Raw genomic sequence first — 25,670 nt, 5'->3', positions numbered from 1 at the left:
CGCAGGCGTGAGCGAGCTCCGTTTCGAGCAGGTCGGCCTCGGCGCCGACGCGGTCGACTACCTGGCCGCGTGGGAGGTGCAGCGCGAGGTGCACGCCCGGGTGGCCGACGGCGACCAGCCCGCCACCGTGCTGCTGTTGGAGCACCCCCCGGTCTTCACCGCCGGCAAGCGCACCGAGCCGCACGAGCGGCCGGCCGACCCCGGCGGTGCCGCCGTCATCGACGTGGACCGCGGCGGCAAGATCACCTTCCACGGCCCCGGCCAGCTGGTCGGCTACCCGATCGTCACCCTGCCCGACCACGTCAAGGTCGTCGACTACGTCCGCCGCGTGGAGGAGGCGCTCATCCAGGTGTGCGCCGACCTCGGCGTGGTCACCGCACGAGTGCCCGGACGCAGCGGCGTGTGGCTGCGCGCCGACGACCGCGGCCCGGAGCGCAAGGTCGCGGCGATCGGCATCCGGGTCAGCCGCGGCGTCACGATGCATGGCTTCAGCCTCAACTGCGACGTCGACCTCGGCTGGTACGAGCGGTTCGTCCCCTGCGGCATCGCCGACGCCGGCGTCACGACGCTCTCGCGCGAGCTGGGTCGGCCCGTCACCGTGCCCGACGTACTGCCCTCCGTCGAGCGCCACCTGCGCCATTACCTCGCCTGGGGCGACTACGTGCCCACCCCCGACTACGACGCCCGCCCCGAGCCCGGCCGCACCCCCCGCATCGAGCTGCTCACGCCCTAACTGGGTGTGGCCCGTTTCCGGGCGATGCAGGCCCTGCAAGGAACGCACTCTCCTGCCGATGTGCGCGCACCTGCCGGGCACGGGATTGCCCGTCAATGGGCCCTCAGCTCACGGCATGTTGCCGATGCTCGCCGGCCGCGCGTCGGGGTGGGCATGCCACCACCGGTGATTGAGCGACGTGCGGGCGGAGTCATAGAGGTAGTCGACGACCCAGCGTCGTGCCTCTGCCCGGGTGACGAAGTGGTGCGCGAAGTTTCGCTGACCCCGCTCCGAGTAGAAGACCACCCAGCCACCTTCCTCCGGAAGGAGGTAGAGGCCTTCGACCCCGTCGTAGCGGTCGTCCCGGACGGATGTCGCGGCGAAACCATGCCGCTCAACCCACCGGTCGACGTCCTCCTGCGTCACCGAGATCAGGTCTACGAATCTGACATCGTCAATCGAAACGCCGGTCGGCAGGTGGTCGACGGCCCACCTGAACGCGCGCCATCCCAGGATCGCGCGAATCTGATCGTCGGGCGGCCGAGGTGTGAGTTGCGGAGACATGTCTACCTCCACGCTTGAGGGCACAGGTTGTCAACGACCTGATTGTGAACGAGTCTGCTCATCAACCGCAGCCGCACCGCGATTCCGCTCGGTCATGCCGCTGATCGGTCATGCCGAGATCAGGGCGGATGGAAAAGCGCGGTGGATTGCATGTACCAGGCGCGTGCGATCAACCGCGTTGTTTCGTGACCCGCCCCGACATGCCGCATTCCGCGCGTCACGCTGCGGCAGGGAGTGCCCGCCCTGGAGCCTGAGCACGTGGCCGAGGCGTCCGTAGGCGACCTCGCCGCTCCAAGGTCCGATCTATCGACGCGCGACTAGCGCCCCCACCTGGCTCCGGCCGGGTGGGGCCCTTCGGTGAGTCTGGCGAACGCTCGCTCGTACGGAGACCCGTGCGCATGTCGGCCCTAGAGTTGTGTCCGTGCCCAGCGCCGATCCGTATGCCACCGACCGCCCGTGCGAGGACTGCGGCGGCGTCGTGGTCGCTGGGCAGGAGCCCATCACGGCTGCCGCCGAGCCAGAACTTGCGGCTGCGGGAGTGTGGGTAACAGGGAGCGAGTGGTGCACGAACCTCGACTGTTCTTCCAACCATGTCCTGCGGGGGCTGGCACGAGTCGGCGTAAACGACTACATCTGCGGGGTGTGCAACGCAGCCCTGCGCACCCCGATCACCCTCGTCTTCGCCCATCGCAGGACACACTGATCTGCCGCATTCCGCGCGACCCCGCGGCGGCAGGGAGTGCCCGCCCTGGAGCCTGGCACGCGGCCGAGGCGTCCGTAGGCGACCTCGACGCGCCGGCGTGCCGGAGGAGGCGGAGCACCGGCTGCTTGTCGTCCCACCCGACCCGGCACAGCCAGTAAGGCCCCGGCGAGAGCTCGACGTCCGCCGGGCGCGTGTTGCGACCCCGACGAACCCTCCGGCCTGTTTGGATCGTCGACTGGGACGACGAGAGGGCGACATGAGTGACCTGGTGATCGAGACGAAGGGGCTCCGCAAGGAGTTCCGCAGCCGCAGGGGTGGCCGGCGCGTGGCGGTCCATGACCTCGACCTCGCGGTGCCGCGCGGCGGGGTGCACGGCTTCCTGGGACCCAACGGCTCGGGGAAGACCACGACGATCCGGATGCTCCTCGGACTGGCACGGGCGAGCAAGGGTCGGATGGAGCTCTTCGGGCACCCGGTCCCGGCCCAGCTGCCCGAGGTGATCGACCGGGTCGGCGCCGTGGTGGAGTCGCCCAAGTTCTCCCCCAACTTCACCGGCCGCCAGAACCTGCTGCTGCTGGCCCGCTCCATCGACGTGCCGCGCAGCCGCGTCGACGCCGCGGTCGAGACGGTGGGGCTGAGCGGACGCGACAAGGACCGTTTCAAGTCCTACTCGCTCGGTATGAAGCAGCGCCTCGCGATCGCCGCGACCCTGCTCAAGGACCCCGACCTGCTGATCCTCGACGAGCCGACCAACGGCCTGGACCCGGCCGGCATCCGCGAGATCCGCGACACCATCCGTGACCTCGGCGCGCGCGGCGTGACCGTGCTGCTGAGCTCACACATCCTCGCGGAGGTCCAGCAGGTCTGCACGTCGGCCACGATCATCGGCAACGGCCGCCTGCTCGCCTCGGGCACGGTCGACGAGCTGCTCGGCGAGGGCACGGCCTTCCGGGTCACCGCCCCCGACGCGGGCGCCGCGGCCGCCGTGCTCTCCGCCTCCGGGCTGCCCGCCACCGTCGAGGAGAGCGGCGTCCGCGTCGAGACCGACGACCCGGCGGCGATCACCCGCGCGCTCGCCGGCGCGGACATCTGGCTCACCGAGCTGGTCCCGCTGCGCCAGGACCTGGAGACGTTCTTCCTGCAGCTCACCGCCGCGGATCACCTGGGCGCCTCCGATGCCCCCACCGAGGGAGAGTCCCGATGAAGGCGCTGCTGCGCGTCGAGGCCTCGCGACTGCGCTGGCGCCGGGCGGTGCTCCTGCTGCTGCTCGGAGCCCTCGTCGTCCCCGCGGTGATCGCCCTCTCGGTCGTCTACAGCACCCGCCCGGTCTCCGACGCGGAGATGGAGCAGGCCCGCAGCGACGGCTCCTTCGAGATCCAGGAGTGCGAGAAGCATCCCCGTCGGTACGGCGTGGGCAACGCGGAGGCGTGCGAGGAGCAGATCATCGGCTGGTACACCAGCCGCGAGCCGCTGCGCCTGGGCCAGCAGCAGGGCGAGTCGGGGCTCGCCGTCGTCGCCGTGCTCACCCTCGTGGTCATGCTGGTCGGCACCACCTTCGCCGGCCACGACTGGAACAGCGGCTCGATGAGCAACCAGCTGCTGTTCCAGCCTCGCCGCGGCCGGGTGTGGGCGGCCAAGGGGCTGGTCGTCCTGCTCTTCTCGTTCGTCACCAGCGCCGTGGTCACCGCCGGCTTCTGGCTGACGCTCTGGGCGACGGCCCGTGCGCGGGACCTGCCGCTGCGCGACGGCATCCTCCTCGACTGCCTCGAGTTCGCGCTGCGGGGATCGGCGTTCGCCGCCGCGGCCGCCCTGGGTGCGTACGCCGCCACCATGCTGTTCCGCAGCACGGTGGCGACCATCGGGCTGCTGTTCGCGGTCGTGCTCGCCGGCAGCCTGCTCTTCGGGGCGCTCGGCGTCAGCGAGCGCTGGTACCCGCACAAGAACGTCTCGGCCATCGTCAAGAACGGCACCACCTACTACGTCGAGGTGCCCGAGCGGTGCTGGAGGCAGGAGCGCCAGTGGCCGGTCGAGGAGGGCTCCGAGTGCGACGACACGCGCGAGCTCACGCTCGCGCATGGCAGCGGCTACTACGGTCTCCTCCTGGTCGGCGTGGGGGCGCTCTCGGTGCTCTCGTTCCGCCGGCGCGACGTGCCCTGACCAGGGGGCGAGCCGAGTTGGGCGGCCTCCTGGCCCGGCGTACAGTTGCATAGTGTGACCACCGCTCCCGCCCCTGAGGGCCGCAAGCTCCTCCGCCTCGAGGTCCGCAACGCCGAGACCCCCATCGAGCGCAAGCCGGAGTGGATCAAGACCCGGGCGACGATGGGCCCCGAGTACAAGCACCTCCAGAGCCTCGTGAAGTCCGAAGGACTGCACACGGTCTGCCAGGAGGCGGGCTGCCCCAACATCTTCGAGTGCTGGGAGGACCGCGAGGCGACGTTCCTCATCGGCGGCGACCAGTGCACCCGTCGGTGCGACTTCTGCCAGATCGACACCGGCAAGCCGCAGCCGCTCGACCGCGACGAGCCGCGGCGCGTGGCGGAGTCGGTGCAGAAGATGGAGCTGCGCTACGCCACCATCACCGGCGTGGCCCGCGACGACCTCGAGGACGGTGGCGCCTGGCTGTACGCCGAGACCGTGCGTGCCATCCACGAGCTCAACCCCGGCACCGGCGTGGAGAACCTGATCCCCGACTTCAACGGCAAGCCGGACCTGCTCCGCGAGGTCTTCGAGTCGCGGCCCGAGGTCCTCGCCCACAACGTCGAGACGGTGCCGCGCATCTTCAAGCGCATCCGTCCGGCCTTCCGCTACGAGCGGTCCCTCGACGTCATCACCCAGGCCCGCGACTTCGGCCTGGTCACCAAGTCGAACCTGATCCTCGGCATGGGTGAGACCCGCGACGAGGTCTCCCAGGCGCTGCGCGACCTGCACGCAGCCGGCTGCGAGCTGATCACGATCACCCAGTACCTGCGCCCCTCGCTGCGCCACCACCCCGTCGAGCGATGGGTCAAGCCCGAGGAGTTCGTCGAGCTTCGAGACGAGGCCGACGAGATCGGCTTCTCCGGCGTGCTGTCCGGCCCCCTGGTCCGTTCGTCCTACCGCGCCGGTCGGCTGTACCGTCAGGCGATGGACGCCCGCGAGGGCCTCGTCGGCACCGCCAGCAGCGTCCCCGCCACCGCCTGACACGCATCTCCCGCGTCGGCCCGACCAGTAAGGCAGCTCCGCACCCATGGCCAAGAAGGACACGCCCACCGATCCCGCCGACATGAGTCGTCGGCAGCAGATCGTCGCCACCTACCGGATGACGAAGCAGACCGACAAGCGGATCGGCCTGTGGCTGCTCGGCTCGTTCCTGCTCTTCGGCGCCCTCGGGTTCGGCCTGTTCTGGATCCTGCCCGGCAGCGGCATCATCGGCCTGGTGATGTCGATCGTGGGCGGCCTGCTGTTCGGCTTCCTCGGCATGATGATCGTGTTCTCCCGTCGCGCCCAGCGCACGGCGTACGACCGGATGGCCGGCCAGCCGGGGGCCGCCGCGAGCGCGCTCACGATGCTCAAGCGCGGCTGGAAGTCCGACCCCGTCATCGCGTTCAACAAGCAGCAGGACGTCGTGCACCGCGTCGTCGGCCCTCCGGGCATCGTGCTCGTCGGTGAGGGCAACCCGCACCGCGTGCGTCAGCTCCTCGCCTCCGAGCGCCGCAAGCACGAGCGCGTCGCCTCCGAGACCCCGATCCACGAGGTCGTTGTCGGCGACGGAGAGGGCCAGGTGCCCCTCGCCAAGCTGGTCCGCCATGTCCAGAAGCTGGGCCGTCAGGTCAAGCCGGCCGAGCTGACCGACGTCCTCGCCAGGATCAAGGCCCTGGACGCCAACCGATCGGCGATCCCGATGCCCAAGGGCCCGGTGCCGACCAGCATGAAGGGCATGCGCGGCAACATGCGCGGCCGCTGACCGGCGGCGCCGGCTGCTACTGGACCTGGGAGGCCGGCGGCGCCTGGATGTCGACCGGCTCGCCCCAGTTGTCGTAGCTGGCGGTGGTCGTGCCGCCCAGCTTGCCGAGGTCGGTCACCATCTTGCGGAAGTAGCCGTCCTCGTCGAAGTACAGGTCGTAGGTGTACGACGGCTCCAGCATGTTCTCCGGCAGCGTGCTCGTGTCGACGCCCTGCTCCGAGAGCAACGTGGCGGAGTCCAGCACGAGGCTGTAGTGCTCCATGCCGTCCTCCTCGCCGACGTACGTCGCGCCCGTGATCGCCTTCTCCATGGTGTCGAACTGCGCTCGGATGTCGAGCTGCTTGCTCAGGGCCGCGTACGGGCTGCTCGGGTCGTCGAGCGAGGTCGCGGTGTAGGTCTCGGATCCGGGGTTCTGCTGGTAGACCGTGTTGTCCACCAGCACCATCGTGATCGGGGCCGTCTCGCCGACGTTGATCGTCATGGCCATCTCCGGCGGAGTATTGCTGAAATCCGCCTGCCCCTCGGCGTCGTAGGCCGCGGCGCCCTCGGTGCTCATGGTGAAGGTCGCCGTGCTGGCCTCCTCGAAGGCGCGGGCGAAGATGTCGACCACCTCGGACGGCTCGACCTTCTCCCCCGCGGTCGGCGCGCCCTCCTGGGACGCCCCAGGCGCGGCCTGCTCGCCCCCGTCCTCCGGGTCGGTGCTCTCGCTCGGGTCGGTGGTGGCGCCCTCGGAGGGCGCTGCGCCACCGTCGCGCATCTTCGAGAACAGCCCGCCGCCGCTGCCGCCGCCGTCCGAGTCGTCGGCAGAGGAGTCTCCGTCGTCACCACAGGCGGCGAGCGAGGAGAGGGCCAGAGCGAGGACCGCGGCAGAGGCGGTGCGACGGAGGGACGAGCGAGGCATGGGGCTACCTTTCGGGGCGGCGTGGTCCGGGGCTGAGCTCGTGGAACGTGTCCAACGTAACCGTCACCGTTCCCGCAACCAGGTCGTGCAAACCGCGTCCGTCGGGCCGGTAGATCAGCGGCGGGATCACCAGCGCCACCATCACCTGGCGCAGCAGCGCCTTGAGCGGATTGAGGGGACGCAGGCGGCCGTCGGCGGGCACGACCCGCAGCCGAGTGACGAGCTTGCCGAACGAGCCTCCGAGCAGCCAGGTGAAGAGCGCCGACTCGACGACGTACACGACCAGCACGTAGAACTGGGCGTCGCTGCCGGGCTCGCCGTACTCGTCCAACCCGACGATCGCGATCACCGCGAGGGTCGAGACGAACCAGTCGACGAACAGCGCGAGGATCCGGCGCGGCCACGATGCCGACTCGGGGATCGTCACCATGTCGTCGTCCTCACCCCCGCAGGCTACCGAGGGCACAGGGACGTCACCTCCCCCGGCCACCTGTTACATCCCGGAAACGAAACCGATACGGTCGAGAAATGGCCCGTTCGTAGGTTCGGGTCACCCTCCGGAGCAGCGTCGCTCCGGGGTGTCCACTTCTGCTTGCTTTTGTCGGCTGCCCCGTCACGGGACGCAGCCAAGGAGGACGAATGTTCCAGAACAGCGACGAGCTGCTCGCCTACATCAAGGATGAGGGCGTCGAGATGGTCGACGTCCGCTTCTGTGACCTGCCCGGCGTCATGCAGCACTTCACGGTCCCGGTGTCATCGTTCGACCAGTCCGTCTTCGAGGACGGGCTGAACTTCGACGGCTCCTCGATCCGCGGCTTCCAGGCCATCCACGAGTCCGACATGTCGCTGTTCCCGGACCCGACCACCGCCTACATCGACCCCTTCCGCGCGGCCAAGACCCTGGTGGTCAACTTCTTCATCCACGACCCGCTCACCGGCGAGCCGTACTCGCGCGACCCGCGCAACATCGCCAAGAAGGCCATGGCCTACCTGGGGACCACCGGGATCGGCGACACCGCGTTCTTCGCCCCCGAGGCCGAGTTCTACGTCTTCGACAACGTGCGCTTCGAGACCAAGCAGAACGCCGGCTACTACGAGATCAACTCCTCGGCCGGCGCCTGGAACACCGGTGACGCGTTCGAGAACGACAACCGCGGCTACAAGGTCAAGTACAAGGGCGGCTACTTCCCTGTCGCGCCGACCGACCACTTCGGCGAGCTGCGCGACGAGATGGTCATCGAGCTCGAGAGGGCCGGCCTCCAGGTCGAGCGCGCCCACCACGAGGTCGGCACCGCCGGCCAGGCGGAGATCAACTACCGCTTCGACGAGCTGCTCAAGGCCGCCGACGACGTGATGAAGTTCAAGTACATCATCAAGAACACCGCGTGGCGCAACGGCAAGACGGCGACGTTCATGCCCAAGCCCATCTTCGGCGACAACGGCTCGGGCATGCACGTGCACCAGTCCATCTGGAACAACGGCGAGCCGCTGTTCTACGACGAGACCGGCTACGGCGGCCTGTCCGACATGGCGCGCTACTACATCGGCGGCATCCTCAAGCACGCCCCGTCGCTGCTGGCGTTCACCAACCCCACGGTGAACTCCTACCACCGCCTGGTCCCCGGCTTCGAGGCCCCGATCTCGCTGGTCTACTCCCAGCGCAACCGCTCGGCCTGCGTCCGGATCCCGATCACGGGCTCCAACCCGAAGGCCAAGCGCATCGAGTTCCGCTGCCCCGACCCGTCGGCCAACCCCTACCTCGCCTTCTCGGCGCTGCTGCTGGCCGGCCTCGACGGCATCAAGAACAAGATCGAGCCCGCCGCCCCCATCGACAAGGACATCTACGAGCTCCCGCCCGACGAGATGGCCGACATCGACCAGGTCCCGACCTCGCTCGGCGCCGTCCTCGACTCCCTCGAGGCCGACCACGAGTTCCTGACGGCCGGCAACGTGTTCACGCCCGACCTGATCGAGACCTGGATCGACTACAAGCGCACCCAGGAGATCCTCCCCGTCCAGATGCGCCCGCACCCGCACGAGTTCGAGCTGTACTACGACATCTAGTCACTTGTGCACGTAGCTCGAACCCACGGTTCGATGACGAGGGCCCCGGCTTTGCCGGGGCCCTCGTTGCATGTCGGATTCCGACGCCGGTAGACCCGAGCGCCAGAGGAAAGCTGTCTCCCCTGCCGCGGCTACCGAGGTGCCCGCTCATGTCGATGAGCGTTCAGCGCATTTACATTGAACGGGCATACCGGGTCCAAGGCGGGCCGAGGCACCTCCACCGACAGCAGCGGGGCAAGCGCGTCCAGCAGTGCCGCGACGTAGCTCGGCGGGGTGTGCGGGTCGTCCGCGCTCTCGAGTTCCCCCACCTCGATGCCCACGAGCTCGGACTCAGCGAGCACGACTGTGGTGGCATTGAGGTCGGCGAGGGACATGCCGTCGGGAACGCGGTAGTCGGTCGGCACCGTGCCAGCGTCCAGCACGTCGCAGTCGATGTGGACATAGACCGGGCGGCCGTCGATGACGGCGCGGAGCTCGTCGGCCATGCTCGGCCCGACCTCGACGAGCGCGATGGTGCCGGCATCGACGAGGCCCTGCTCGGCGGGATCGAGGTCGCGCGCTCCGACCAGGACGGCGTTCTCGGCGCGCAGGCCGTCGCCGAGACCGGAGTCCCACATGCCCAGTGGCCCGCTGTACGCGAGGCCGCCGAGATACCCGGTGGTGGAGTTCTCCGGGGTGTTGAGGTCTGCGTGGGCATCGAACCAGACCACCACGGCGTCGGGGCGGTGCTTGGCCACGACGGGGAGCGTTGCCAACGCCACAGCACACCTGCTGGACGCGGTGACCGGCGTACGGCCGGACCGGAAGACTCGGTCGAGCCGGTCGGCCATCTGGCGGAGGGTGGGAAGCGCTGCGTCAAGCTCCTCGCGCCATCCGACGGACAGGCACGGCTCCGGCGAACCGACGATGGTGGCTTCGACGCCCAGCAATGCCACCAGCCCCTCCGCCAGCTGACGTGAGCCGACCATCGCCAGGTCGTTGTGGTCGCCGGCGCGACCCGCGAAGTGGGTCAACGCCAGGCCGGAGCGAGCTGCGCCTCCACTCGGGTCGGCGGACGGGGTCGGGGTCGAGGCGGGAACTGCGTTGGGCATCGGGTCATCTCCTCCAGTCACGCGCGTGCGTGATCTTCTCGCCAGACGCTAGAAGCGGGCGATGTTGTGCCGCAATCGCCAGATTGCGCGCAATCTGTTTGCTACCACGTCCATCTGCCTGCCATCACTAGGCTGTCTGCATGCTTGATGACCTGGACCACCGGCTCATCGCCCTCCTCCGGACGAACAGCCGCACGCCCGTTGCCGTCCTATCCCGAGAGCTCGGGGTGAACCGCTCGACCGTGACGTCTCGCATCGATCGGCTCGTCGACAGTGGGGTCATCGAAGGCTTCACCCTCAGGGTCGGCAACGACGTGGACCGCGATGCGATCCGCGGGGTCACCACCGTCGTGACCACCCCCAACGAGGGACAAGACGTGGTCCGCGAGATCCGCGGCTACCCCGAGGTCGAGCACCTGCACTCCACCACCGGAGCCTGGGACCTCGTAGTGCAGCTGCGCTGCCGCAGCTTGTCGGAGTTCGACCTCGTCCTGGAACGCCTCAGGGCGCTGCCCGGAGTTCGAGACACTCAGACGAGCCTGCTGTTCAACTCCCTCACGAGGTAGAGATGGACAACATCCGGTTCTGCCGCGACCCGCGCGCGGGCCGATGCGCGTCTTTCCACCGAAGGCGATGCGCCCGCAGCTGCTCAGGCGTTCAGGATCCGCAGTGCGGTCTGGCCACCGCCGGCCCGGGAAGGGAAGCCGGGTCAGGCGGTGGTGACGTTGTCCCCGTCGACGGTGACGATCGTCTCGGGCAGCGGTGAGGTAGCCGGCCCGGACTGCGGTGAGCCGTCAGAGAGGGAGAACTTGCTGCGGTGGCAGAGACAGTCGATGGTCTCGGTCACCTTCGTCACCTCGCAGCCCTGGTGGGTGCACGTGGAGCTGAACGCCTTGAACGTCCCCTCCTCGGGCTGGGTCACGACCAGACCGTCGTCGACCAGGATGATGCCGCCGCCGACCGGCACCTCGGCCGTGGTGGTGAGCACGGTGCCGGCACCGGGCGCCTGGACGCCACTGTCGCCGCCGTCGTCGGAGCCGCACGCGGCCAGCAGCGGGAGGCCGACGCCGAGCGCTGCGGCGCCTCCCAGCACGGTGCGGCGGGGTACCCCGGGGGCTGGATCGGACGCGGGTGTCACTCCGCACGGCGCTGCTTTGACTGCCATCGCTGGCCTCCTACCTACGGGTTACATCGCTTGTCTGACGCCTACTTCGTAGCGAGCGAACCTGAGGCGAGTGTTAATGCGCGCCGCGGGGCGGGTCAGCGCACCGCGGTGTCCTCCCCGGTGGCGAGCCGGGCGATCGGGGCGGGCGGGGCGGAAGCCGGAAGGTCTACCCGAAGCAGCGCGCCACCGCGTGCGGAGCGGGCGACGGTGGCGCGGCCGCCGTGGGCGTCGACGACCCGCTGCACGATCGACAGACCCAGACCGGATCCCGGCAACGCCCGGGCGCTGTCGGCACGGTAGAACCGGTCGAAGACCCGCGGTACGTCGGGGGCGTCGATGCCCGGCCCGGCGTCGTCGACCTCGAGCACCGCCGACCTGCCCTCAGCATGGAGCCGGACCTGGACCGGCTGGTCCGCGGGGGACCATTTGCCGGCGTTGTCGATGAGATTGAGCACCGCCCGCTGGAGCGCGGCGGGACGGCCGCTCACCCACACCGACGTCACGTCGAGCGCAATCTCGATGTCGGGCACGCGGGAGCGCGCCCGGGTCGCGGCGGCCACCACCACGTCGGCGAGGTCGAGCAGCTCGGCGCTCTCGTCGCTGATGTCACCGCGCGCCAGGTCGGTCAGCTCGGCGGCAAGGGTGCTCAGCTCGGCCACCTGGGCGCCGAGGTCGTTGAGCAGCCGGGTCCGACTCTCCGCCGGCAGTGCGCGGTCCAGGGTGCCGCGCCGATCGAGCCGGATCAGCAGCTCGACGTTGAGGCGCAGGCTGGTGAGCGGGGTCTTGAGCTCGTGGGCGGCGTCCTCGGCGAGCAGCCGCTGGGCCCCACGCGAGTCCCGGAGCGCGGCGAGCATGGCGTTGATCGACTGGATCAGCCGCCGGATCTCCCCGCCGCCCTCATCCGGGATGTCGGCGTCGAGGTCCCTGGTGTCCGCGACACGTACCGCGGCGGCGGTCAGCCGGTCGATCGGTGCCAGCCCGGTCCGCGCCACGGTCCGCCCGACAAGGGCGCCGCCGACCACGCAGAGCAGCCCGATCAGCAGCATGCCGAACCCGAACCGGTTGACCGGGCTGTCGTCGGCGGCGTGGGCCAGCTGGACCGCGCCGTCGCCCGTCCCCAGCGTGTAGATGAAGTAGCCCTCTTCGCTGTCATTCGACTCCATCAGGTCGGCCGACACGCCCCGCACCACGCGCCCGGCGCCCTCGCTGACCGGGGGCAGAGCCGGTTGGCCGGCCGGGGTCCTGGTCGAGCCGTCGGGCAGGATGACCCGCACCAGCCGACCGTCTCCGGGATACGGCGGTAGCTCCACCTGCGTGAGACCGGCGCGCTCCGCGTTCGTCGCCAGGACCCGGGAGTCGGCGCGCAGCTGGTCCTCGGCGGTGTCCCGTAGCTCCCGGTCCAGCAGCTCGCTGGCCAGCTGGAAGGCCACGAACACGCTCACCGCGATGGCCGTCGCCGCGATCACCGTCAGCCTGGTTCGCAGGGACCACCCGCGCCACCATCGGGTCAGCCGGCGCGGTTCCCGGCCGGTGGGCCTGCTCACGGAGGAGTCTCCCGCAACGTGTATCCCAGGCCGCGCAGCGTGTAGATCAATCGCGGCTCACCCTCGGCCTCCATCTTGCGGCGCAGGTAGCTCACGTACACCTGGAGGTTGTTGGCGGTGGCGCTCATGTCGAAGCCCCAGATCGCCTCGAACAGCATGTCGCGGGTCAAGACCCGGGTCGCGTTGCCCATGAGGACCTGCAGCAGGGAGAACTCGGTCCGGGTGAGGCGCAGCTGTCGCCCGCCCCGCCACGCCTCGAACCTGTCGGGATCGAGCCGGACGTCGGCGAACGACAGGATCTGCGCCTCCTCGTTCGTTGGCGTGCGCCGGCGTAGCAGGGCCCGCACTCGGGCCAGCAGCTCCTCGGTGGCGAACGGCTTGGGCAGGTAGTCGTCGGCGCCCGCGTCGAGCCCCGCGACCCGGTCGGAGACCTGGTCACGGGCGGTCAGCATCAGCACCGGCAGATCCCGATCCGCGGCCCGCAACCGCCGGCAGGTCTCCAACCCGCCCAGGCGGGGCATCATCACGTCGAGGATCAGCAGATCCAGCGTGTCACCGCCGGCCCCACCGACGCCCTCGAGCACGGCGAGGCCGTTGGCGACGGTGCTGGTGTCGTAACCCTCGACCTGGAGCACCCGCTCCAGCGACTCCCGGATGGCCGCGTCATCATCGGCGATCATGATCCGCACGCCGGCCCGCCCCTTCCAGTCGCTGCTTTGCCGCTCATTGTCCCCGATCATCTGAGGCCAGGATCGGCGCGCACGGGTGCAGTTTCAGCCGACGCCTCGTCAGGAATCGCGGGGGGAGACCGTCATGATGCCGATGCACATCTCGTCGCCGGTGCCATCGCCCCACACCACGTACCGCGGCGGCAGCTTGCTCAGCTGCCCCACCTGCTTGCGCAGCCCCGCGTCGTGCGTGCACGTCACCCGCAGAATGTCCCCCGGATCGACCTCCACCGGCTCCGGCAGCTTCGCCATCCGCTGGTTGTCGAAGTCGAACTGCGGCACGTCCAGCAGGACCTTGGCGTTCGGCGTGCCCGGGTTGAGCTCGACCTTCATGGACCGCCCGAGCATGTGCATGTGACCGAACCCGGCGAACACCGTCACCGGCTCCTCCACCTCGTGGTCGCAGGTCTGGGTGTCACCGGGCTTCGGGGCGCCGCCCTCGTTGCACTCCTCCACCTGCTCGTCCGCGAACTCGCCGACCTCCGGCCCGAACCGCTTCGTCACGTCCGCGATCGAGGCCGTCCGGTCGCAGAGCGGACCCGACTCGTCGGCGGCACAGGGCAGGTCGGTCGGCGCGTCGAGCGACCACGTCTCGAGCTCCCGGGTCTGCGGCGTGCCGTCCGTCAGCCGCAGCCGCACCGCCGAGCGGTCCGACCCGCCCGGCTCGCCGCCGGTCGCGAGCAGGTTGTAGTGCATCTGGAAGACGATCAGGCTGCCCGGCTCCAGCTTGTAGCCGGCGTCCTGGTCGAGCAGCGTCTCCGCGGCGCCCGGCGCCCAGGTGTCCACCCACGCCGCGCCAGGGTCGGAGCCCTCGTCGTCATCCTCCACGTCGGCGCCCTCCACGCCGGTCCCGCCGAAACACCGCCAGCCGAGGCCGGGAGTCTTCGCGTCCTGCTCGCGCACCGCGGCGGCGTCGCCCGGCGGCACCGCGTAGACGATGCCGTGGTGCGCGATGGCGACGTTCTCCGGCATGACCTGGGTCCCGGTGAGGAACGCCACCTCGGTCAGGTCCGGATCGAGCACCTGGCACCGGTACTCGTCCATGGCGCCCTCCGGCGGCGCGGGCGTGTATGCCTCGGGCATCTTCAGCTCGACGAACCGCTCACCGGCGCGCAGCGGCTGCGGTGGAGCCGGCGCCTCGCCCCCGTGCGCGCTGTGCGAGCCGGGCGCGGCGGGCTGGGCGGGCTCCGCACTGTTGTCGCTGTCCGAGCTGCAGGCGGCGACAGCGAACACCGTCGCCAGCGCCATGGCGGCCGCCCCGAACTTCCGGGGTAAGTCGGACCTCACTGCGTTGACTGCCATTACTAGCCTCCTGCATACGAGTTGCGTCGCTTGTCTGAGGCCTACTTCGTACCGAGCGAAACTTAGACACCTGTTAGAGCGACGCTCAGGCCGGTTGACCGAATCAGGTGCCCGGCCTGTCGTGCTGCTGATGATCAGATTCGAGAGGAACCGTGATGGCAGCCACATCCATCACCGACAACGACCGAGCGGCGAGCGCACACGTCAGTGACGTGGCTGCAGCGTTGCGTTCGGGAGGACCGGCGCAGGCAGGGGGTCACCGTCGTATCCCCGGACGACGCCGAATCGGCCCGTCGGGTCGGCCGCTCCGATGACCTCGGCCTGCCACTCCTGGCGGTAGCCGACGACCTCGTCGTGGTTGCGGCCGACGAAGTTCCACCACATGACGATCTCCTCGCCCAGTGGCTCCCCACCGATGAGCAGTCCGCGTACGGCGGCGTCACCCGCGCGGATGACGAGTTCGTCGGATCCCGGTGGGACGTAGCAGAGCTGGTCGGCAGCGACCACGACCCCGTTCAGCGCCGGCTCCCCTGCATCGATGAGCAGGCCGTGCTCGAAGGCGGGGTTCACCGGAAGTCGCGCCTCGCCGCCGGCAGGCAGGTCGATCTGCGCCCCCACGAGCGGACTGAACGTCGTCAGGGGGGCCGAGAGTCCCAGAAGCTCACCGAGGAAGACCCGCACGGTGGCGTCACCGTGCGTGAGCGGATGCGGCACGTAGTGCTCGAACAGCGGCGCGGTCCCTCGGCTCGCATCAGGCAACGCGACCCACAGCTGCACACCGTGCAGGCCGCGGGCATCCTCGGTCGAGACCTCTGAGTGCTGGATGCCCCGCCCTGCGGTCATCAGGTTCACCTGGCCGGGAACGATGTAGGCCAGGCTGCCCAGGGAGTCGCGGTGCTCGACCTTGCCTGCGTACAGCCAGCTGACGGTCTGCAGCCCGGTGTGCGGATGCGGACGGGTGTCCATGGTCCGCGGCGAGGGTGCCGGAGTGGGACCGAAGGAGTCGGCGAAGCACCATGCGCCGATGAGGCTGCGCGCGCGCTGCGGCAGGGTGCGCCGGACCATCAACGCTCGCTGACCTCCCAGCGGGACCTCACGCGGCTGCAGCAGCTCAGGACGATCAGCAGGCTCGGTCACGATCACCTCTTCATCGGGGTGCCGCTCAAGGTTGCTCACGCGGCACCTCCCTGCCGTCGTCAGACGGCGAGCCAGGACCCGGCTCGCGGTTGGTGGGACGAGCATTGACGCTGCGGACTGCTTGCTCGAGGTCGTCGACGACGGTGACTCGGCCCCCGTCCCCGGGCTCGGGGTCCGGCACGAGGGCCTCCGGGTCGATGAGAAGGACCTCGTGGTGATCCAACGTGAGTCGGCGCGCGACCTCCAGCAGCATGCGTCGTGCCACGTCGTCGATCGAGTAGACCATGGTGAGATCCAGAGCCACCCACGCTTCGCGGGGTGCTGTGTCCATGACTTCTCGCACGATCCGTTCGGCTCCGGCGAAGCGAATCCCACCCTGCAGCTGGAAGACCCGGACGGCGTGTGGTCCGCCGCCCACCACGTGGTTGGAGCGTACGACCGCGCGCGCAGACGGCGGCACCTCCATCACGTGCAGACCCATGTCGGAGGAGAACCGCTCGAACAGCGTCACCCCGCGAACGCTGTTGCCGTGGGCGTCCAGCCGCGCCGAGAGCGTGGCGATCCCGACCTGTCCGGGCAGGGCGCCGATCAAGCCGCCGGACACCCCACTCTTTGCCGGGATGCCGACCTGGGTCGCCCAGTCACCGGCCGAGTCGTACATCCCGCAGGTGGCCATGACGCTCAGCACCTGACGGACCACCCGCTCGCTGACCACCTGCTGGCCCGAGACGGGGTTCACCCCCCGGTTGGCCAGGGTCGCGGCCATCATCGCCAGATCCCGCACGGTGACGAGCACGGAGCACTGGCGGGTGTAGCCGTCGACGACGGCCTGCGGGTCCTCGGTGAGGATTCCGTAGCTGCGGAGCATGTGCGCGATGGCAAGATTCCGATGGGCATGCTCCATCTCGGAGGCGCACACCCCCTCGTCGATGCGCAGCTGCCGCCCGGCGAAGGCGGACAGGCCGTCGATCACCCGCTCCACACGTCCCGCCGGACCCAACTCCCTCGAGCCCGCCAGCGAGTGCGCGGTGATGGCACCGGCATTGATCATGGGATTGAGGGGGCGCCCGCTCTCACTCTCGAGTGAGATCTCGTTGAACGCCTCGCCCGAGGGTTCTACGCCGATCTTGGCGAGCACGGGGTCGAAGCCGCGATCCGCCAGGGCCAGCGCGTAGGCGAAGGGTTTGGAGATCGACTGGATCGTGAACTCGGCATCCACGTCGCCGGCGCCGTAGATCTCGCCGTCGAGGGTGGCGAAGACCACGCCGAGACGACCGGGGTCGGCGGCCGCGAGCTCGGGGATGTACCCCGCCAGCTCTCCGGAGACGTCGGACGCGACCTCTGCCAGTGCCTCGGTCAGATAGTCAGGAATGACTGATCGCATCGATCCGCTCCTTCATGCTCCGCCTCGTGCGGCCCGGGTGGCGAGGGCGATGTCCGCCGGAGTCGGCCGACGGAACACGCCGCCCCGGGCGGTGAACTCACCACCGTGCGCCTTCAGGTGCCGGGCGAACACTGGGCACACCGGCACGACGGTGAGGTTCCTGCGGATGCTGTCGTCGAGCGCCTCGCGGACCAGCAGTCCCGCGAGACCGCGCCCACCGAACTCCTCGTCCACCTCGGTGTGGAAGAAGATCCGGTCGTTGCCCGCCCCAGGAGAGTCGACGAAGACGGCGCGCCCCACGGTCGTCTCTCCGTCCAAGCTCAGGGTGTAGGAGCTGACATGGCTGCCGGTCTCGAGCTTGACCTGCACGGTCGCACCCGACTTGTCGGTGAGTGTCTTGGTCATGTGGTGGTCCTCTCTTGTGGCGTCGCGATGCGTGGCACGTCAGTCCTTGGCCGTCGACTCCGGCACGCCGTACACCATCGCCACGTACTCGCGATGCCGTCCGATCCAGCCCTTGATGAACGGACACAGCGGCATGACCTTGCGTCGGCCTGCTGCGCGGACGTCGTCCAGCGCGAATCGGGCGAGGGCCGAGCCGACGCCCTTGCCCTCGAACCGGCGCTCGACGTCGGTGTGGGTGAAGACGATCAGCTCGTCGGTGAGGAGGTACTCAGCGAAGCCCGCGGCTTCGCCGCCGATGCTTGCTCGGTAGCGCAGGCGGTCAGGGTCGTGGACAACGTGGATGTCTGTCATTCGGTCCGTCCGGCGCTCAGTCGAGGAAGGACGTCAACGCGGAGTTGACGTCGTCCGCGTGCGTCCAGAGCAGCCCGTGCGGTGCGCCTTCGATCTCGACGTACTCGGCGTCCGGGAGGAGGTGGCGGAAGCGTCGGGCCGTGGCATCGATCGGCAGGATGCTGTCGGCGGTCCCATGCAGGATCAGAGCCGGCTTGCCGCTGGCCCGGACCGCCTCGACATCGCCGCGGAAGTCCTCGATCCACGAGGAGACGACGGCGTAGGCCGCCGCTGGAGCGCTGGAGACGGCGACGTTCCAGCTGCCGGTGACAGCCTCCTGGCCGATCCGGCTGCCGAGGTTCTCCTCGAGGTTGTAGAAGTCGGCGAAGAACCGGGTGAACCACGCGTAGCGGTCCTGCCACGCGGCTGCCTCGATCCCCTCGAAGACCTCTCTCGGCATCCCCTCCGGGTTGTCCTCCGTGGCGACGAGGAACGGCTCCAGCGAGGCCAGGAACGCGAGCTTCGCGATCCGCTGGTGGCCGTACCGCGAGACGTAGCGAGCGAGCTCCCCGGTGCCCATGGAGAAGCCGACCAGCACGACCTCGTCGAGGTCGAGGGTCTCCAGCAGGGTGGACAGATCGGCGGCGAACGTGTCGTAGTCGTAGCCGGAGCCGGGCTTGGAGGACTGACCGAAGCCGCGGCGGTCGTAGGTGATGACGCGGTATCCGGCGGCGCGCAGCGCGCGCGCCTGGCGCTCCCAGCTGTGGCCGTCCAAGGGGTATCCGTGGATGAGGACCACAGGCTGTCCTGCACCCTGGTCCTCGTAGTAGAGCTCGATGGCGGTGCTGTTCTCGTTTCCGACGGTGATGAATCCCATGAGGTGGTTCCTTTCCTTTGTTCGGTATCAGTGGTGGGGTCTGCTAGCAGCGGGTGAGCACCCTCGACCACGAGGCGCTTGCGGCAGTCGCCGGGTCGAAGGAGGCGGTGTCCCGCGTCGCGCACAGGAGCGCCTCCCTGAACGAGCGGGCGTCCTGGAAGCGGTCCTCCCGCCTCTTGGCGAGTGCTTTCGCGAGTACGGCGTCGAGTGCCACGAGCCCCGTCGGAACCCGCGCGGGCTCCTCGTGCACGTGCTGGTAGGCGACAGCCACGGGGTCGTCGCCCACGAACGGTGGCCGCCCGGTCAGGAGCTCGTGGAGCACGCAGCCTGCGGAGTAGAGGTCGCTGCGGGCGTCGGCGGTCTCTCCCCGCGCCTGCTCCGGAGAGAGGTACGAGGGAGTCCCGAGGAACACCTGGGCCTGGGTCAGCGTCGCGGCCGGGCCCTGGGCACTCGAGATGCCGAAGTCCACGAGCTTGACCGCATCCTCGGGCGTGATCATCACGTTCGCCGGTTTGATGTCGCGATGGACGACGCCCGCGAGGTGACTGACGTCGAGCGCTGCGAGGATCCCGACCTCGAAGTGGATCGCCTCGTTGCGGGTCACCGGGCGCATCCTGAGCAGGTCGCGCAACGACCGCCCCGCGACGTACTCCATGACGATGAACGGCACCCGGACCGTGCCCGCCGAGCCGTCGTCGACCTCCTCGTGCCCGGTGTCGTAGACCGCGACGATGGCGGGATGACTGAGACCAGCCACGGTCATCGCTTCGCGCCGGAGGCGGGACCGGAACAGAGGGTCTCGCGCCAGGTCCTTGCGCAGCATCTTGATGGCCACCGCGCGGCCCGAGCGGGTGTCGCGACCACGGTGGACCTCGGCCGTGGCGCCGAAGCCGATGACTTCACCCAGTTCGTAGCGACCGGCGATCACTCGATCGGTGCTCATCGACGGGGCTCCCAGCGGAAGAGCCGGCCGGCCAGTGCCACGGCGACGAGCACCCAGGCCAGCGTGGGCACCACGAGGGGCAGCGAGTCCGTGAGGGGGACACCGCCGTCCCAGGCGTTGACGACCAGCTCGGTGGCTGACCCGCCGGGTAGGAGCCGCTTGAGGTAGGCAAGGTCCTCCGTGCCGCTGATCCCCACCCAGCTGGCCACGGCGATCACCGCCAGGCTGACCGGCAGGGTGGTCACCTGGGCGTGCTCGGGTGAGTTCGTGAGCCCTGCGGTCGCCAACGCGAGAGCCACCATCATGGCCGTCGTCGCCAGGATCGCGACCACCAACAGCGGGATCTCGGCCGGGCGGTCGGTGACCACGCCGAACACCGTCAGGATCGCCACCACCTGGACGAGAGCGATGACGGTGATGGGGAGGACCAGCCCGGTGAGGATGCTCGGGTCGCTCGCGGCGGTGGACCGCAGCCGCTTGAGGAACAGGTCCTGCCGGCGCGCGGCCAGGGTGGTCACCGCTGTGGTGTAGAGCCCGAAGGCCATCACGGTGAACATCACGATGGCTGCGACGTAGCCCAGGCTGCCGAGGTCGGCGAACACCTCGTGCTGACGGACGAAGTAGCCGCTGACCGCGACGGGGATGACCAGGCCGGTGACGAGGACCAGCCGGTTCCGGAACATCTGGACCAGCTCGCTGCGAGCGATCTCGAACATGGCGGTGCCTCGCTTCCCCGTGAAGCTTCGTGGCTCCGGGGGTCTCGTGGGCTTCATGCGGCGTCCAGGGCACGGAAGACGTCGTCGAGACGCGTGGGGCCGGCTGTGAGCTCCAACAGCTCCACACCCGCGTCGTGCGCCCAGCCCAGCAGCCGGTAGAGGTCCTCCTGCAGGCGGAACGTCTCGAGGTGGAATGCGCCGTTGAGTGCACCCACGATCGGCGGCTCGGGCGCCCCGGGTGGCAGGGCAAAGCTGATCACCGACGGCAAGCTCTGAGTCAGCTCGACGACCGTGCCCTCGCGCCGCAGCATGCCCTCGTGCATGAGGCCGATTCGGTCGGCACGCTGCTGAGCCTCCTCCAGGTAGTGGGTGGTGAGCACGACCGTGGAGCCTTCGTCACGCAGTCGATCCACGGCGGACCAGAGCGCGTCGCGGGACTGGATGTCCAGTCCCGTCGTGGGCTCGTCCAGGATGACCAGCTCCGGCCCGCCGTAGACGGCCGTGGCGAAGTCCAGGCGGCGCTTCTCGCCGCCGGACAGCTGGGCGACCCGGGTGCTCGCCTTCCGAGTGAGACCCGCGACGCCGAGGACCCGGTCCACGTCGTCGCGCCTGCCACTGAGCGAGCCGATCAGACCGACCGACTCCCGCACCGTCAGGTCGGGCGAGAAGCCGCTCTCCTGCAGCATGATGCCCATCCGCGGCCGCACCGCGCGCCGATCCTGCGGGCTCTCACCGAAGATCCGCACCGTCCCGGAGGCAGCCCCTCGATGACCCTCGACCACCTCCAGGGTCGAGGTCTTGCCGGCTCCGTTCGTGCCCAGCAGGGCGTAGAGCTCGCCGCGCTGGACCTGCAAGGAGAGGTCACGGACCGCGGCGAAGTCGCCGTAGGTGACGTTCAGGCGTTCGACGTCGATGACGGGAGAGACGGGCATGGGGGTTCCTTTCGTGTGCCGCGAGCCGGTGGCGTCGCAGGTCCGGCTGATCCGGACCGCTCCGATTCGTGTCGTGGCACCAGACTCGCCCTCAGGGAGGTGCCTTCGCGTCGGTGAAAACCTCGGTGCCTTTGCCCGCACCACGCCCGCAGGCGAGCCGGTTCTGGCAGGCTGAGGGCTCGCATCGGTGAGAATCACCTAGCCTGGCGGACTCGAGGAGGAGCGGGAGCTGACGGACCTGGTGGGCCGTCGCGCGGAGTGCGCGAGGGTGGAGCAGCTGCTCACGCAGGCGCAGACCGGGCGCAGCGGGGCTCTGGTGGTGCGCGGCGAAGCAGGCATAGGCAAGACGGCACTCGTGGAGCAGGCATGCAGCACCGCGACGTCATCGGGGTTCCGGGTGAAGTCCTCGGTGGGCGTGGAGGCTGAGACACAGTTCGCGTTCGCCGGGTTGTACCAGTTGTGTGCTCCACTGCTGGACCTCGTCGGTGCGCTTCCGGATCCACAGCAGGATGCGCTGGGGGTGGCGTTCGGACTGCGAGCCGGCCCCGCGCCGGACCGCTTCCTGGTCGGTCTGGCGACCCTCAACCTGCTCGCCGAGGTTGCCGAGGAGGCGCCGCTGCTGTGCCTCGTCGACGATGCGCAGTGGCTGGACGAGGCCTCTGCGCAGGTCCTGGCGTTCGTCGCGCGGCGGGTGTCGGTCGAGCGGGTGGCGCTGTTGTTCGTGCTGCGCGACTCCAGCGCAGGCGACAACCACCCGCTGGCCGGGTTGCCCGAGCTGCGCCTGGAGGGGCTCGGCGCGGCCGACGCGCAGACGCTGCTTGCCGCCTCCGTGCGGAGGCGGCTCGACGACGCCGTGCGGGATCGGATCGTCGCCGAGGCGCGCGGCAATCCGCTGGCCCTGCTGGAGCTGTCGCACAGCACGCAGTCCGCGCAGCTGGCCGGCGGGTTCGAGCTGCCTGACTCGCTGAGCGTCCCCCGCCGCATCGAGGACGGCTTCCGACGGCGTTCGGCCACCCTTCCGGCCGAGACCCAACTGCTGCTGTTGGTGGCCGCGGCAGACCCCACCGGCGATGCCGCGCTGCTGTGGCGCGCGACCTCCCACCTGGGCATCAGCCCGGAGGCGGCCGCTCCTGCCGAAGCCAGCGGCCTGCTGGAGATGGACACTCGGGTGCGGTTCCGTCATCCGCTGGTCCGCTCGGCGGTCTACCAGGCGGCCACCCCGCCGGACCAGCGTCGGGCCCACGCCGCGCTGGCCTTCGCCACCGACCCGACGGTCGACCCGGACCGGCGTGCCTGGCACCGCGCGCGAGCGGTGCAGGGCACCGACGAGGAGGCCGCCGCCGAGCTGGAGAGCGCGGCCGGGCGGGCCCGTGCTCGCGGCGGGGTGGCCGCTGCGGCCGCGTTCCTGCAGCACGCGGCTGAGTTGACCCCCGAGCCGAGCACCCGTGCGACGCGGGTGCTCGACGCCGCGCAGGCCAAACACGACGCCGGCGCCTCGGAGGCCGCCTTGGAGCTGCTCGCCGGCGCCGCGACCGGGCCGTTGGACGCTCTGCAACGCGCGCGTCTCGAGCTGCTGCGCGCCCAGATCGCGTTCCACCTGACCCGAGGCAGCGACGTCTCGGGCATGCTGCTGAACGCCGCCAGGGCCCTCGCCCCTCTGGACGCCTCACTGTCCCGCGAGACCTACCTCCACGCGCTCGATGCGGCCATCATCACCGGCGGCCTCGATCACCGCCGGGGCATGGTGGAGGCGACCGAGGCCGCCCGGTCCGCTCCCCCGCCGCCAGGCCCGCCGGGGGCGGCCGATCTGCTGCTCGACGGACTGGTGACCACCTACACGGACGGCTACGCGGCGGGCGTGCCGCAGCTGCGCCAGGCGCTCGAGGCCTTCTGCGCCGACGATCCAGCCGCCGAGGTTGCCGGGGGCGGAGACACCCGCCGCTGGCACTGGCTGGCCAGCCGTACGGCGCTGACGCTGTTCGACGACGACCTGCTTCACACGCTGGCGCACCGCAACGTACGGCTCGCCCGGGAGGCAGGCGCGCTGACCACGCTCCCGGCCTCGCTGCTGTTCCTGGCAGCCGTCTCGGTGCTCTTCGGCCAGCCCGCGCGGGCCACCGACCTGATTGCCGAGGAGACTGCTATCACCCAGGCGACCGGCGGTGTCTCGCTGCGCTTCGGTCAGCTCCTGCTGGCCGCCTGGCGCGGCCAGCAGGCCGAGACCGTCGAGATCCACGCCGCGGCCGTCAAGGAGGCTGCCGCCCGCGGTAACGACGCTGAGGTCACCTTGGCGCAGGTCGCGATGGCGGTGCTCCACAACGGTCTGGGCAACTACGCAGCCGCGTTCGACGCCGCGATGCGGGCATGCGAGTCACTGGAGCCACCTCACATCAACCTGGCGCTCCCCGAGCTCGTCGAGGCCGCCTCCCGTGCTGACGAGCCGGCCCACGCGGCCGTCGCGTTGGACCAGCTCAACTCCCGGGCCGCCGCCAGCGGCACCCCGTGGGCGCTCGGAATGGCGGCGCACTCGCGGGCGCTCACCAGCATCGGGCCGGGCGCCGAGCAGCATCACCGCCAGGCGATCGAGCTGCTGCAAGGCTCCCGGATGGGTGCCTACCTTGCCCGGGCGCATCTGGTCTTCGGCGAGTGGCTGCGCCGCGAGGGTCGTCGCCACGACGCCCGTGAACAGCTCCGCACTGCCCATCAGCTGCTGTCCGACATGGGCGCGAGCGCGTTCGCCGAGCGCGCCGCTCGCGAGCTGCGTGCCACCGGTGAGCACCCTCGCAAACGAACCGCCCAGCCGACCGACTCCCTCACCGCCCAGGAGCTGCACATCGCGCGGCTCGTGGCGACCGGGGCCACCTCCCGCGAGGTGGCGGGGCAGCTGTTCCTCAGCCCACGCACGATCGAGGCCCATCTGCGCAGCATCTTCCGCAAGCTGGGCATCACCTCCCGCCGACAGCTCAGGGAGCTGCCGCTCTCCTGAACCCGTGTCGGCCGGGCGGAGGGAGGAGCGCGCACGGTCGTCGGGCCGACTCCCACCTCGCCGGGTGAGGGCGCAGGCGAACTCTCACCTCTCGGCGAGCTCGCCCCGGAACATCACGCTCCCGCGGAGGGGCGGTCACCTAGGACGGCGCCCACCGAGGCAGCCAGCTCGGCCGGGTGGGTCATGGGCACCATGTGGGCTCCGACAGCCAGCTCGATCACCGTCCGGTTCGGGGCGCTGCCGCCCAGCGACCGCAGCCAGTCGCTGCGAGCGATGCGGTCGTGCGCCCCGCGGACGAGAACCATCGGGCAGTGGACCTCGGACAGCGTCGCGCCGAGGTCGTCACGGCGCGACTGGTCCATGGTGCGAAGCATCGATCCGAGCGTGGTGCGCCGGTACTGGCGCAGCAACGACGGGAGCTGACGCGGATCCTCGTGGCCGGCGGTTCGAAGCCACAAGGTCGCCAGTGCCCACCACGACGCCGCACGCGGATCAGTCGTCGGCCCGACCAGCACCAGCCCGTCGACCAGGTCCGGCCGTAGGCGTGCCGCATGCGCCACCACCTGGCAGCTCGACGAGTGACCCAGCAGGGTCGTCGGCCCGTTCAGCGCGCCACTCAGCTGGACCGCGACGTCCACAGGCGCACACGGGGCGCGGCGGGAGAGCGGGACGCCGTACCCCGGCAGCACCAGCACGTTGCCGTCTCCGGCTCCCCAGTAAGACAGGGTCGGGCGCCAGGCCTCGACGCCCAGTCCGAGTCCGGGCACCGCGACGAGCCGCGAGTTCTCCAGCGGCAGGCCGATCGGCAGTGGGTCGCCCGCGTAGTCGCGGGCGCGACGTCGTCGCACGTATGCCGCCGTCAGGGCCGGGGGTCGTGGCGCGTCCAGGGCCGGTCGTCCCGGCGGTGTCCGGTGCCGGCTAGGCACCTGCGGCACACCGACGTCACGCGGTCGGCGTCTCGGCCGGTGGCCGGCTGCACGTCCAGCCAGTCGATGTGGGAGAAGCGGCCCAGTCCGGCCCTCTTCACCGGGAGGCCACAGATCGTCTGGTTGGTACCGGGCAGCCAGGCGTGCACCTCCCCCGCCGGCGTCCGAAACCCGTCCGGGTCGATCCAGGAGCTGGTCGCGGCAACCGCCGCCCGCGTGGATGTGGCCATGCGCGCCGGTACCCGGGTTGTTGCCTGTCGGACGGCGCCGACCCGGTCGGATCTCCGGAGGACCGGCCTCGGAGCCCGCACCCGCCG

Annotated in this window: 26 protein-coding genes; 8 read left to right on the top strand and 18 right to left on the bottom strand. The window is 70.1% G+C overall.

Annotation, left to right across the window (positions count from 1 at the left end):
• Window positions 1–7: 7 nt before the first annotated feature.
• The gene (gene lipB, locus LRP67_RS15835; protein ID WP_231271133.1) at window positions 8–733 is read left to right on the top strand and encodes a lipoyl(octanoyl) transferase LipB; all 726 of its coding nucleotides are present in this window, start codon (window positions 8–10) and stop codon (window positions 731–733) included.
• Window positions 734–841: 108 nt separating this feature from the next.
• On the opposite strand, the gene LRP67_RS15830 is transcribed toward lipB, so the two are convergent.
• The gene (locus LRP67_RS15830) at window positions 842–1,276 is read right to left on the bottom strand and encodes a hypothetical protein (protein WP_231271132.1); all 435 of its coding nucleotides are present in this window, start codon (window positions 1,274–1,276) and stop codon (window positions 842–844) included.
• Window positions 1,277–2,235: 959 nt separating this feature from the next.
• Here LRP67_RS15830 and LRP67_RS15825 point away from each other — a divergent pair.
• The 4 genes from LRP67_RS15825 to LRP67_RS15810 are packed head-to-tail and all read left to right on the top strand — an operon-like array spanning window position 2,236 to window position 5,922.
• Complete coding sequence (locus tag LRP67_RS15825) at window positions 2,236–3,183, top strand: ABC transporter ATP-binding protein (RefSeq protein ID WP_231271131.1); 948 nt, start codon at window positions 2,236–2,238, stop codon at window positions 3,181–3,183.
• Window positions 3,180–4,136 carry a hypothetical protein gene (locus LRP67_RS15820; RefSeq protein WP_231271130.1) on the top strand — a complete coding sequence of 319 codons (957 nt, stop codon included), beginning with the start codon at window positions 3,180–3,182 and terminating at the stop codon, window positions 4,134–4,136. The genes LRP67_RS15825 and LRP67_RS15820 overlap by 4 nt, the downstream gene beginning before the upstream one ends.
• Before the next feature lie 54 nt (window positions 4,137–4,190).
• Window positions 4,191–5,159, top strand: a complete 969-nt coding sequence (lipA, locus tag LRP67_RS15815) for a lipoyl synthase (protein WP_231271129.1) — start codon at window positions 4,191–4,193, stop codon at window positions 5,157–5,159.
• Window positions 5,160–5,205: 46 nt separating this feature from the next.
• Window positions 5,206–5,922: a DUF4191 domain-containing protein gene (locus tag LRP67_RS15810; RefSeq protein WP_231271128.1), complete on the top strand. Its 717-nt coding sequence runs from the start codon at window positions 5,206–5,208 to the stop codon at window positions 5,920–5,922.
• Between the two features lie 16 nt (window positions 5,923–5,938).
• Here the strand turns inward: LRP67_RS15810 and LRP67_RS15805 are convergent, their stop codons facing one another.
• Both LRP67_RS15805 and LRP67_RS15800 read right to left on the bottom strand, forming a co-directional pair.
• A complete protein-coding gene (locus LRP67_RS15805; RefSeq protein WP_231271127.1) occupies window positions 5,939–6,823 on the bottom strand; it encodes a hypothetical protein in 885 nt (294 codons plus the stop codon).
• Between the two features lie 4 nt (window positions 6,824–6,827).
• On the bottom strand, window positions 6,828–7,253 hold the full coding sequence (locus LRP67_RS15800) for an RDD family protein (RefSeq protein WP_231271126.1): 426 nt from the start codon (window positions 7,251–7,253) through the stop codon (window positions 6,828–6,830).
• A 209-nt stretch (window positions 7,254–7,462) separates the two neighbouring features.
• Here LRP67_RS15800 and glnA point away from each other — a divergent pair, with 209 nt between their 5' ends.
• On the top strand, window positions 7,463–8,887 hold the full coding sequence (glnA, locus tag LRP67_RS15795) for a type I glutamate--ammonia ligase (RefSeq protein WP_231271125.1): 1,425 nt from the start codon (window positions 7,463–7,465) through the stop codon (window positions 8,885–8,887).
• Between the two features lie 131 nt (window positions 8,888–9,018).
• Here glnA and LRP67_RS15790 read toward each other — a convergent pair whose 3' ends face one another.
• Window positions 9,019–9,978 (bottom strand): arginase family protein, encoded by a 960-nt coding sequence (locus LRP67_RS15790; RefSeq protein ID WP_231271124.1) that lies wholly within the window; start codon window positions 9,976–9,978, stop codon window positions 9,019–9,021.
• A gap of 140 nt (window positions 9,979–10,118) precedes the next feature.
• Between LRP67_RS15790 and LRP67_RS15785 the strand changes: the two genes are divergently transcribed.
• On the top strand, window positions 10,119–10,544 hold the full coding sequence (locus LRP67_RS15785; protein WP_231271123.1) for an Lrp/AsnC family transcriptional regulator: 426 nt from the start codon (window positions 10,119–10,121) through the stop codon (window positions 10,542–10,544).
• A 143-nt stretch (window positions 10,545–10,687) separates the two neighbouring features.
• Here the strand turns inward: LRP67_RS15785 and LRP67_RS15780 are convergent, their stop codons facing one another.
• The 12 genes from LRP67_RS15780 to LRP67_RS15725 form a co-directional block, all read right to left on the bottom strand.
• The gene (locus LRP67_RS15780) at window positions 10,688–11,071 is read right to left on the bottom strand and encodes a Rieske (2Fe-2S) protein (RefSeq protein ID WP_231271122.1); all 384 of its coding nucleotides are present in this window, start codon (window positions 11,069–11,071) and stop codon (window positions 10,688–10,690) included.
• 167 nt (window positions 11,072–11,238) lie between these two features.
• Entirely contained in the window at window positions 11,239–12,687 is a 1,449-nt protein-coding gene (locus LRP67_RS15775) for a HAMP domain-containing sensor histidine kinase (protein ID WP_231271121.1), read from the bottom strand.
• A complete protein-coding gene (locus tag LRP67_RS15770) occupies window positions 12,684–13,376 on the bottom strand; it encodes a response regulator transcription factor (RefSeq protein WP_308189775.1) in 693 nt (230 codons plus the stop codon). Before LRP67_RS15770 ends, LRP67_RS15775 begins: the two co-directional genes overlap by 4 nt.
• A gap of 99 nt (window positions 13,377–13,475) precedes the next feature.
• Window positions 13,476–14,717 (bottom strand): hypothetical protein, encoded by a 1,242-nt coding sequence (locus LRP67_RS15765; protein ID WP_231271119.1) that lies wholly within the window; start codon window positions 14,715–14,717, stop codon window positions 13,476–13,478.
• 204 nt (window positions 14,718–14,921) lie between these two features.
• A complete protein-coding gene (locus LRP67_RS15760; protein WP_231271118.1) occupies window positions 14,922–15,893 on the bottom strand; it encodes a pirin family protein in 972 nt (323 codons plus the stop codon).
• A complete protein-coding gene (locus LRP67_RS15755; protein WP_231271117.1) occupies window positions 15,880–17,238 on the bottom strand; it encodes a glutaminase in 1,359 nt (452 codons plus the stop codon). Before LRP67_RS15755 ends, LRP67_RS15760 begins: the two co-directional genes overlap by 14 nt.
• A gap of 12 nt (window positions 17,239–17,250) precedes the next feature.
• The gene (locus LRP67_RS15750) at window positions 17,251–17,643 is read right to left on the bottom strand and encodes a GNAT family N-acetyltransferase (RefSeq protein ID WP_231271116.1); all 393 of its coding nucleotides are present in this window, start codon (window positions 17,641–17,643) and stop codon (window positions 17,251–17,253) included.
• Window positions 17,644–17,682: 39 nt separating this feature from the next.
• Complete coding sequence (locus LRP67_RS15745) at window positions 17,683–17,994, bottom strand: GNAT family N-acetyltransferase (RefSeq protein WP_231271115.1); 312 nt, start codon at window positions 17,992–17,994, stop codon at window positions 17,683–17,685.
• 16 nt (window positions 17,995–18,010) lie between these two features.
• Complete coding sequence (locus tag LRP67_RS15740) at window positions 18,011–18,850, bottom strand: alpha/beta fold hydrolase (RefSeq protein WP_231271114.1); 840 nt, start codon at window positions 18,848–18,850, stop codon at window positions 18,011–18,013.
• 43 nt (window positions 18,851–18,893) lie between these two features.
• Entirely contained in the window at window positions 18,894–19,793 is a 900-nt protein-coding gene (locus tag LRP67_RS15735) for a protein kinase (RefSeq protein ID WP_231271113.1), read from the bottom strand.
• Window positions 19,790–20,509: an ABC transporter permease gene (locus tag LRP67_RS15730; protein WP_231271112.1), complete on the bottom strand. Its 720-nt coding sequence runs from the start codon at window positions 20,507–20,509 to the stop codon at window positions 19,790–19,792. The genes LRP67_RS15735 and LRP67_RS15730 overlap by 4 nt, the downstream gene beginning before the upstream one ends.
• A gap of 53 nt (window positions 20,510–20,562) precedes the next feature.
• Entirely contained in the window at window positions 20,563–21,441 is an 879-nt protein-coding gene (locus LRP67_RS15725; protein ID WP_231271111.1) for an ABC transporter ATP-binding protein, read from the bottom strand.
• A 241-nt stretch (window positions 21,442–21,682) separates the two neighbouring features.
• Between LRP67_RS15725 and LRP67_RS15720 the strand changes: the two genes are divergently transcribed.
• Window positions 21,683–24,427 carry an AAA family ATPase gene (locus tag LRP67_RS15720; protein ID WP_308189770.1) on the top strand — a complete coding sequence of 915 codons (2,745 nt, stop codon included), beginning with the start codon at window positions 21,683–21,685 and terminating at the stop codon, window positions 24,425–24,427.
• Between the two features lie 113 nt (window positions 24,428–24,540).
• On the opposite strand, the gene LRP67_RS15715 is transcribed toward LRP67_RS15720, so the two are convergent.
• Window positions 24,541–25,275, bottom strand: coding sequence for an alpha/beta fold hydrolase (locus LRP67_RS15715; protein WP_231271109.1), 735 nt, complete (start codon window positions 25,273–25,275; stop codon window positions 24,541–24,543).
• 11 nt (window positions 25,276–25,286) lie between these two features.
• Window positions 25,287–25,583 (bottom strand): hypothetical protein, encoded by a 297-nt coding sequence (locus LRP67_RS15710; protein ID WP_231242528.1) that lies wholly within the window; start codon window positions 25,581–25,583, stop codon window positions 25,287–25,289.
• Between the last annotated feature and the right edge of the window lie 87 nt (window positions 25,584–25,670).

This window comes from Nocardioides sp. cx-169, from assembly GCF_021083605.1.
In the GTDB taxonomy this organism is placed as follows: Bacteria; Actinomycetota; Actinomycetes; order Propionibacteriales; family Nocardioidaceae; genus Nocardioides.
This window is presented reverse-complemented; position numbering and strand designations above follow the sequence as displayed.

What these genes read in the sequence shown, in the direction of transcription:
- LRP67_RS15830 (WP_231271132.1), bottom strand. Translation starts at nt 1,276, where the DNA reads ATGTCTCCGCAACTCACACCTCGGCCGCCCGACGATCAGATTCGCGCG.
- LRP67_RS15825 (WP_231271131.1), top strand. Translation starts at nt 2,236, where the DNA reads ATGAGTGACCTGGTGATCGAGACGAAGGGGCTCCGCAAGGAGTTCCGC.
- LRP67_RS15820 (WP_231271130.1), top strand. Translation starts at nt 3,180, where the DNA reads ATGAAGGCGCTGCTGCGCGTCGAGGCCTCGCGACTGCGCTGGCGCCGG.
- LRP67_RS15810 (WP_231271128.1), top strand. Translation starts at nt 5,206, where the DNA reads ATGGCCAAGAAGGACACGCCCACCGATCCCGCCGACATGAGTCGTCGG.
- LRP67_RS15805 (WP_231271127.1), bottom strand. Translation starts at nt 6,823, where the DNA reads ATGCCTCGCTCGTCCCTCCGTCGCACCGCCTCTGCCGCGGTCCTCGCT.
- LRP67_RS15800 (WP_231271126.1), bottom strand. Translation starts at nt 7,253, where the DNA reads ATGGTGACGATCCCCGAGTCGGCATCGTGGCCGCGCCGGATCCTCGCG.
- glnA (WP_231271125.1), top strand. Translation starts at nt 7,463, where the DNA reads ATGTTCCAGAACAGCGACGAGCTGCTCGCCTACATCAAGGATGAGGGC.
- LRP67_RS15790 (WP_231271124.1), bottom strand. Translation starts at nt 9,978, where the DNA reads ATGCCCAACGCAGTTCCCGCCTCGACCCCGACCCCGTCCGCCGACCCG.
- LRP67_RS15785 (WP_231271123.1), top strand. Translation starts at nt 10,119, where the DNA reads ATGCTTGATGACCTGGACCACCGGCTCATCGCCCTCCTCCGGACGAAC.
- LRP67_RS15765 (WP_231271119.1), bottom strand. Translation starts at nt 14,717, where the DNA reads ATGGCAGTCAACGCAGTGAGGTCCGACTTACCCCGGAAGTTCGGGGCG.
- LRP67_RS15755 (WP_231271117.1), bottom strand. Translation starts at nt 17,238, where the DNA reads ATGCGATCAGTCATTCCTGACTATCTGACCGAGGCACTGGCAGAGGTC.
- LRP67_RS15750 (WP_231271116.1), bottom strand. Translation starts at nt 17,643, where the DNA reads ATGACCAAGACACTCACCGACAAGTCGGGTGCGACCGTGCAGGTCAAG.
- LRP67_RS15745 (WP_231271115.1), bottom strand. Translation starts at nt 17,994, where the DNA reads ATGACAGACATCCACGTTGTCCACGACCCTGACCGCCTGCGCTACCGA.
- LRP67_RS15740 (WP_231271114.1), bottom strand. Translation starts at nt 18,850, where the DNA reads ATGGGATTCATCACCGTCGGAAACGAGAACAGCACCGCCATCGAGCTC.
- LRP67_RS15735 (WP_231271113.1), bottom strand. Translation starts at nt 19,793, where the DNA reads ATGAGCACCGATCGAGTGATCGCCGGTCGCTACGAACTGGGTGAAGTC.
- LRP67_RS15730 (WP_231271112.1), bottom strand. Translation starts at nt 20,509, where the DNA reads ATGTTCGAGATCGCTCGCAGCGAGCTGGTCCAGATGTTCCGGAACCGG.
- LRP67_RS15725 (WP_231271111.1), bottom strand. Translation starts at nt 21,441, where the DNA reads ATGCCCGTCTCTCCCGTCATCGACGTCGAACGCCTGAACGTCACCTAC.
- LRP67_RS15710 (WP_231242528.1), bottom strand. Translation starts at nt 25,583, where the DNA reads ATGGCCACATCCACGCGGGCGGCGGTTGCCGCGACCAGCTCCTGGATC.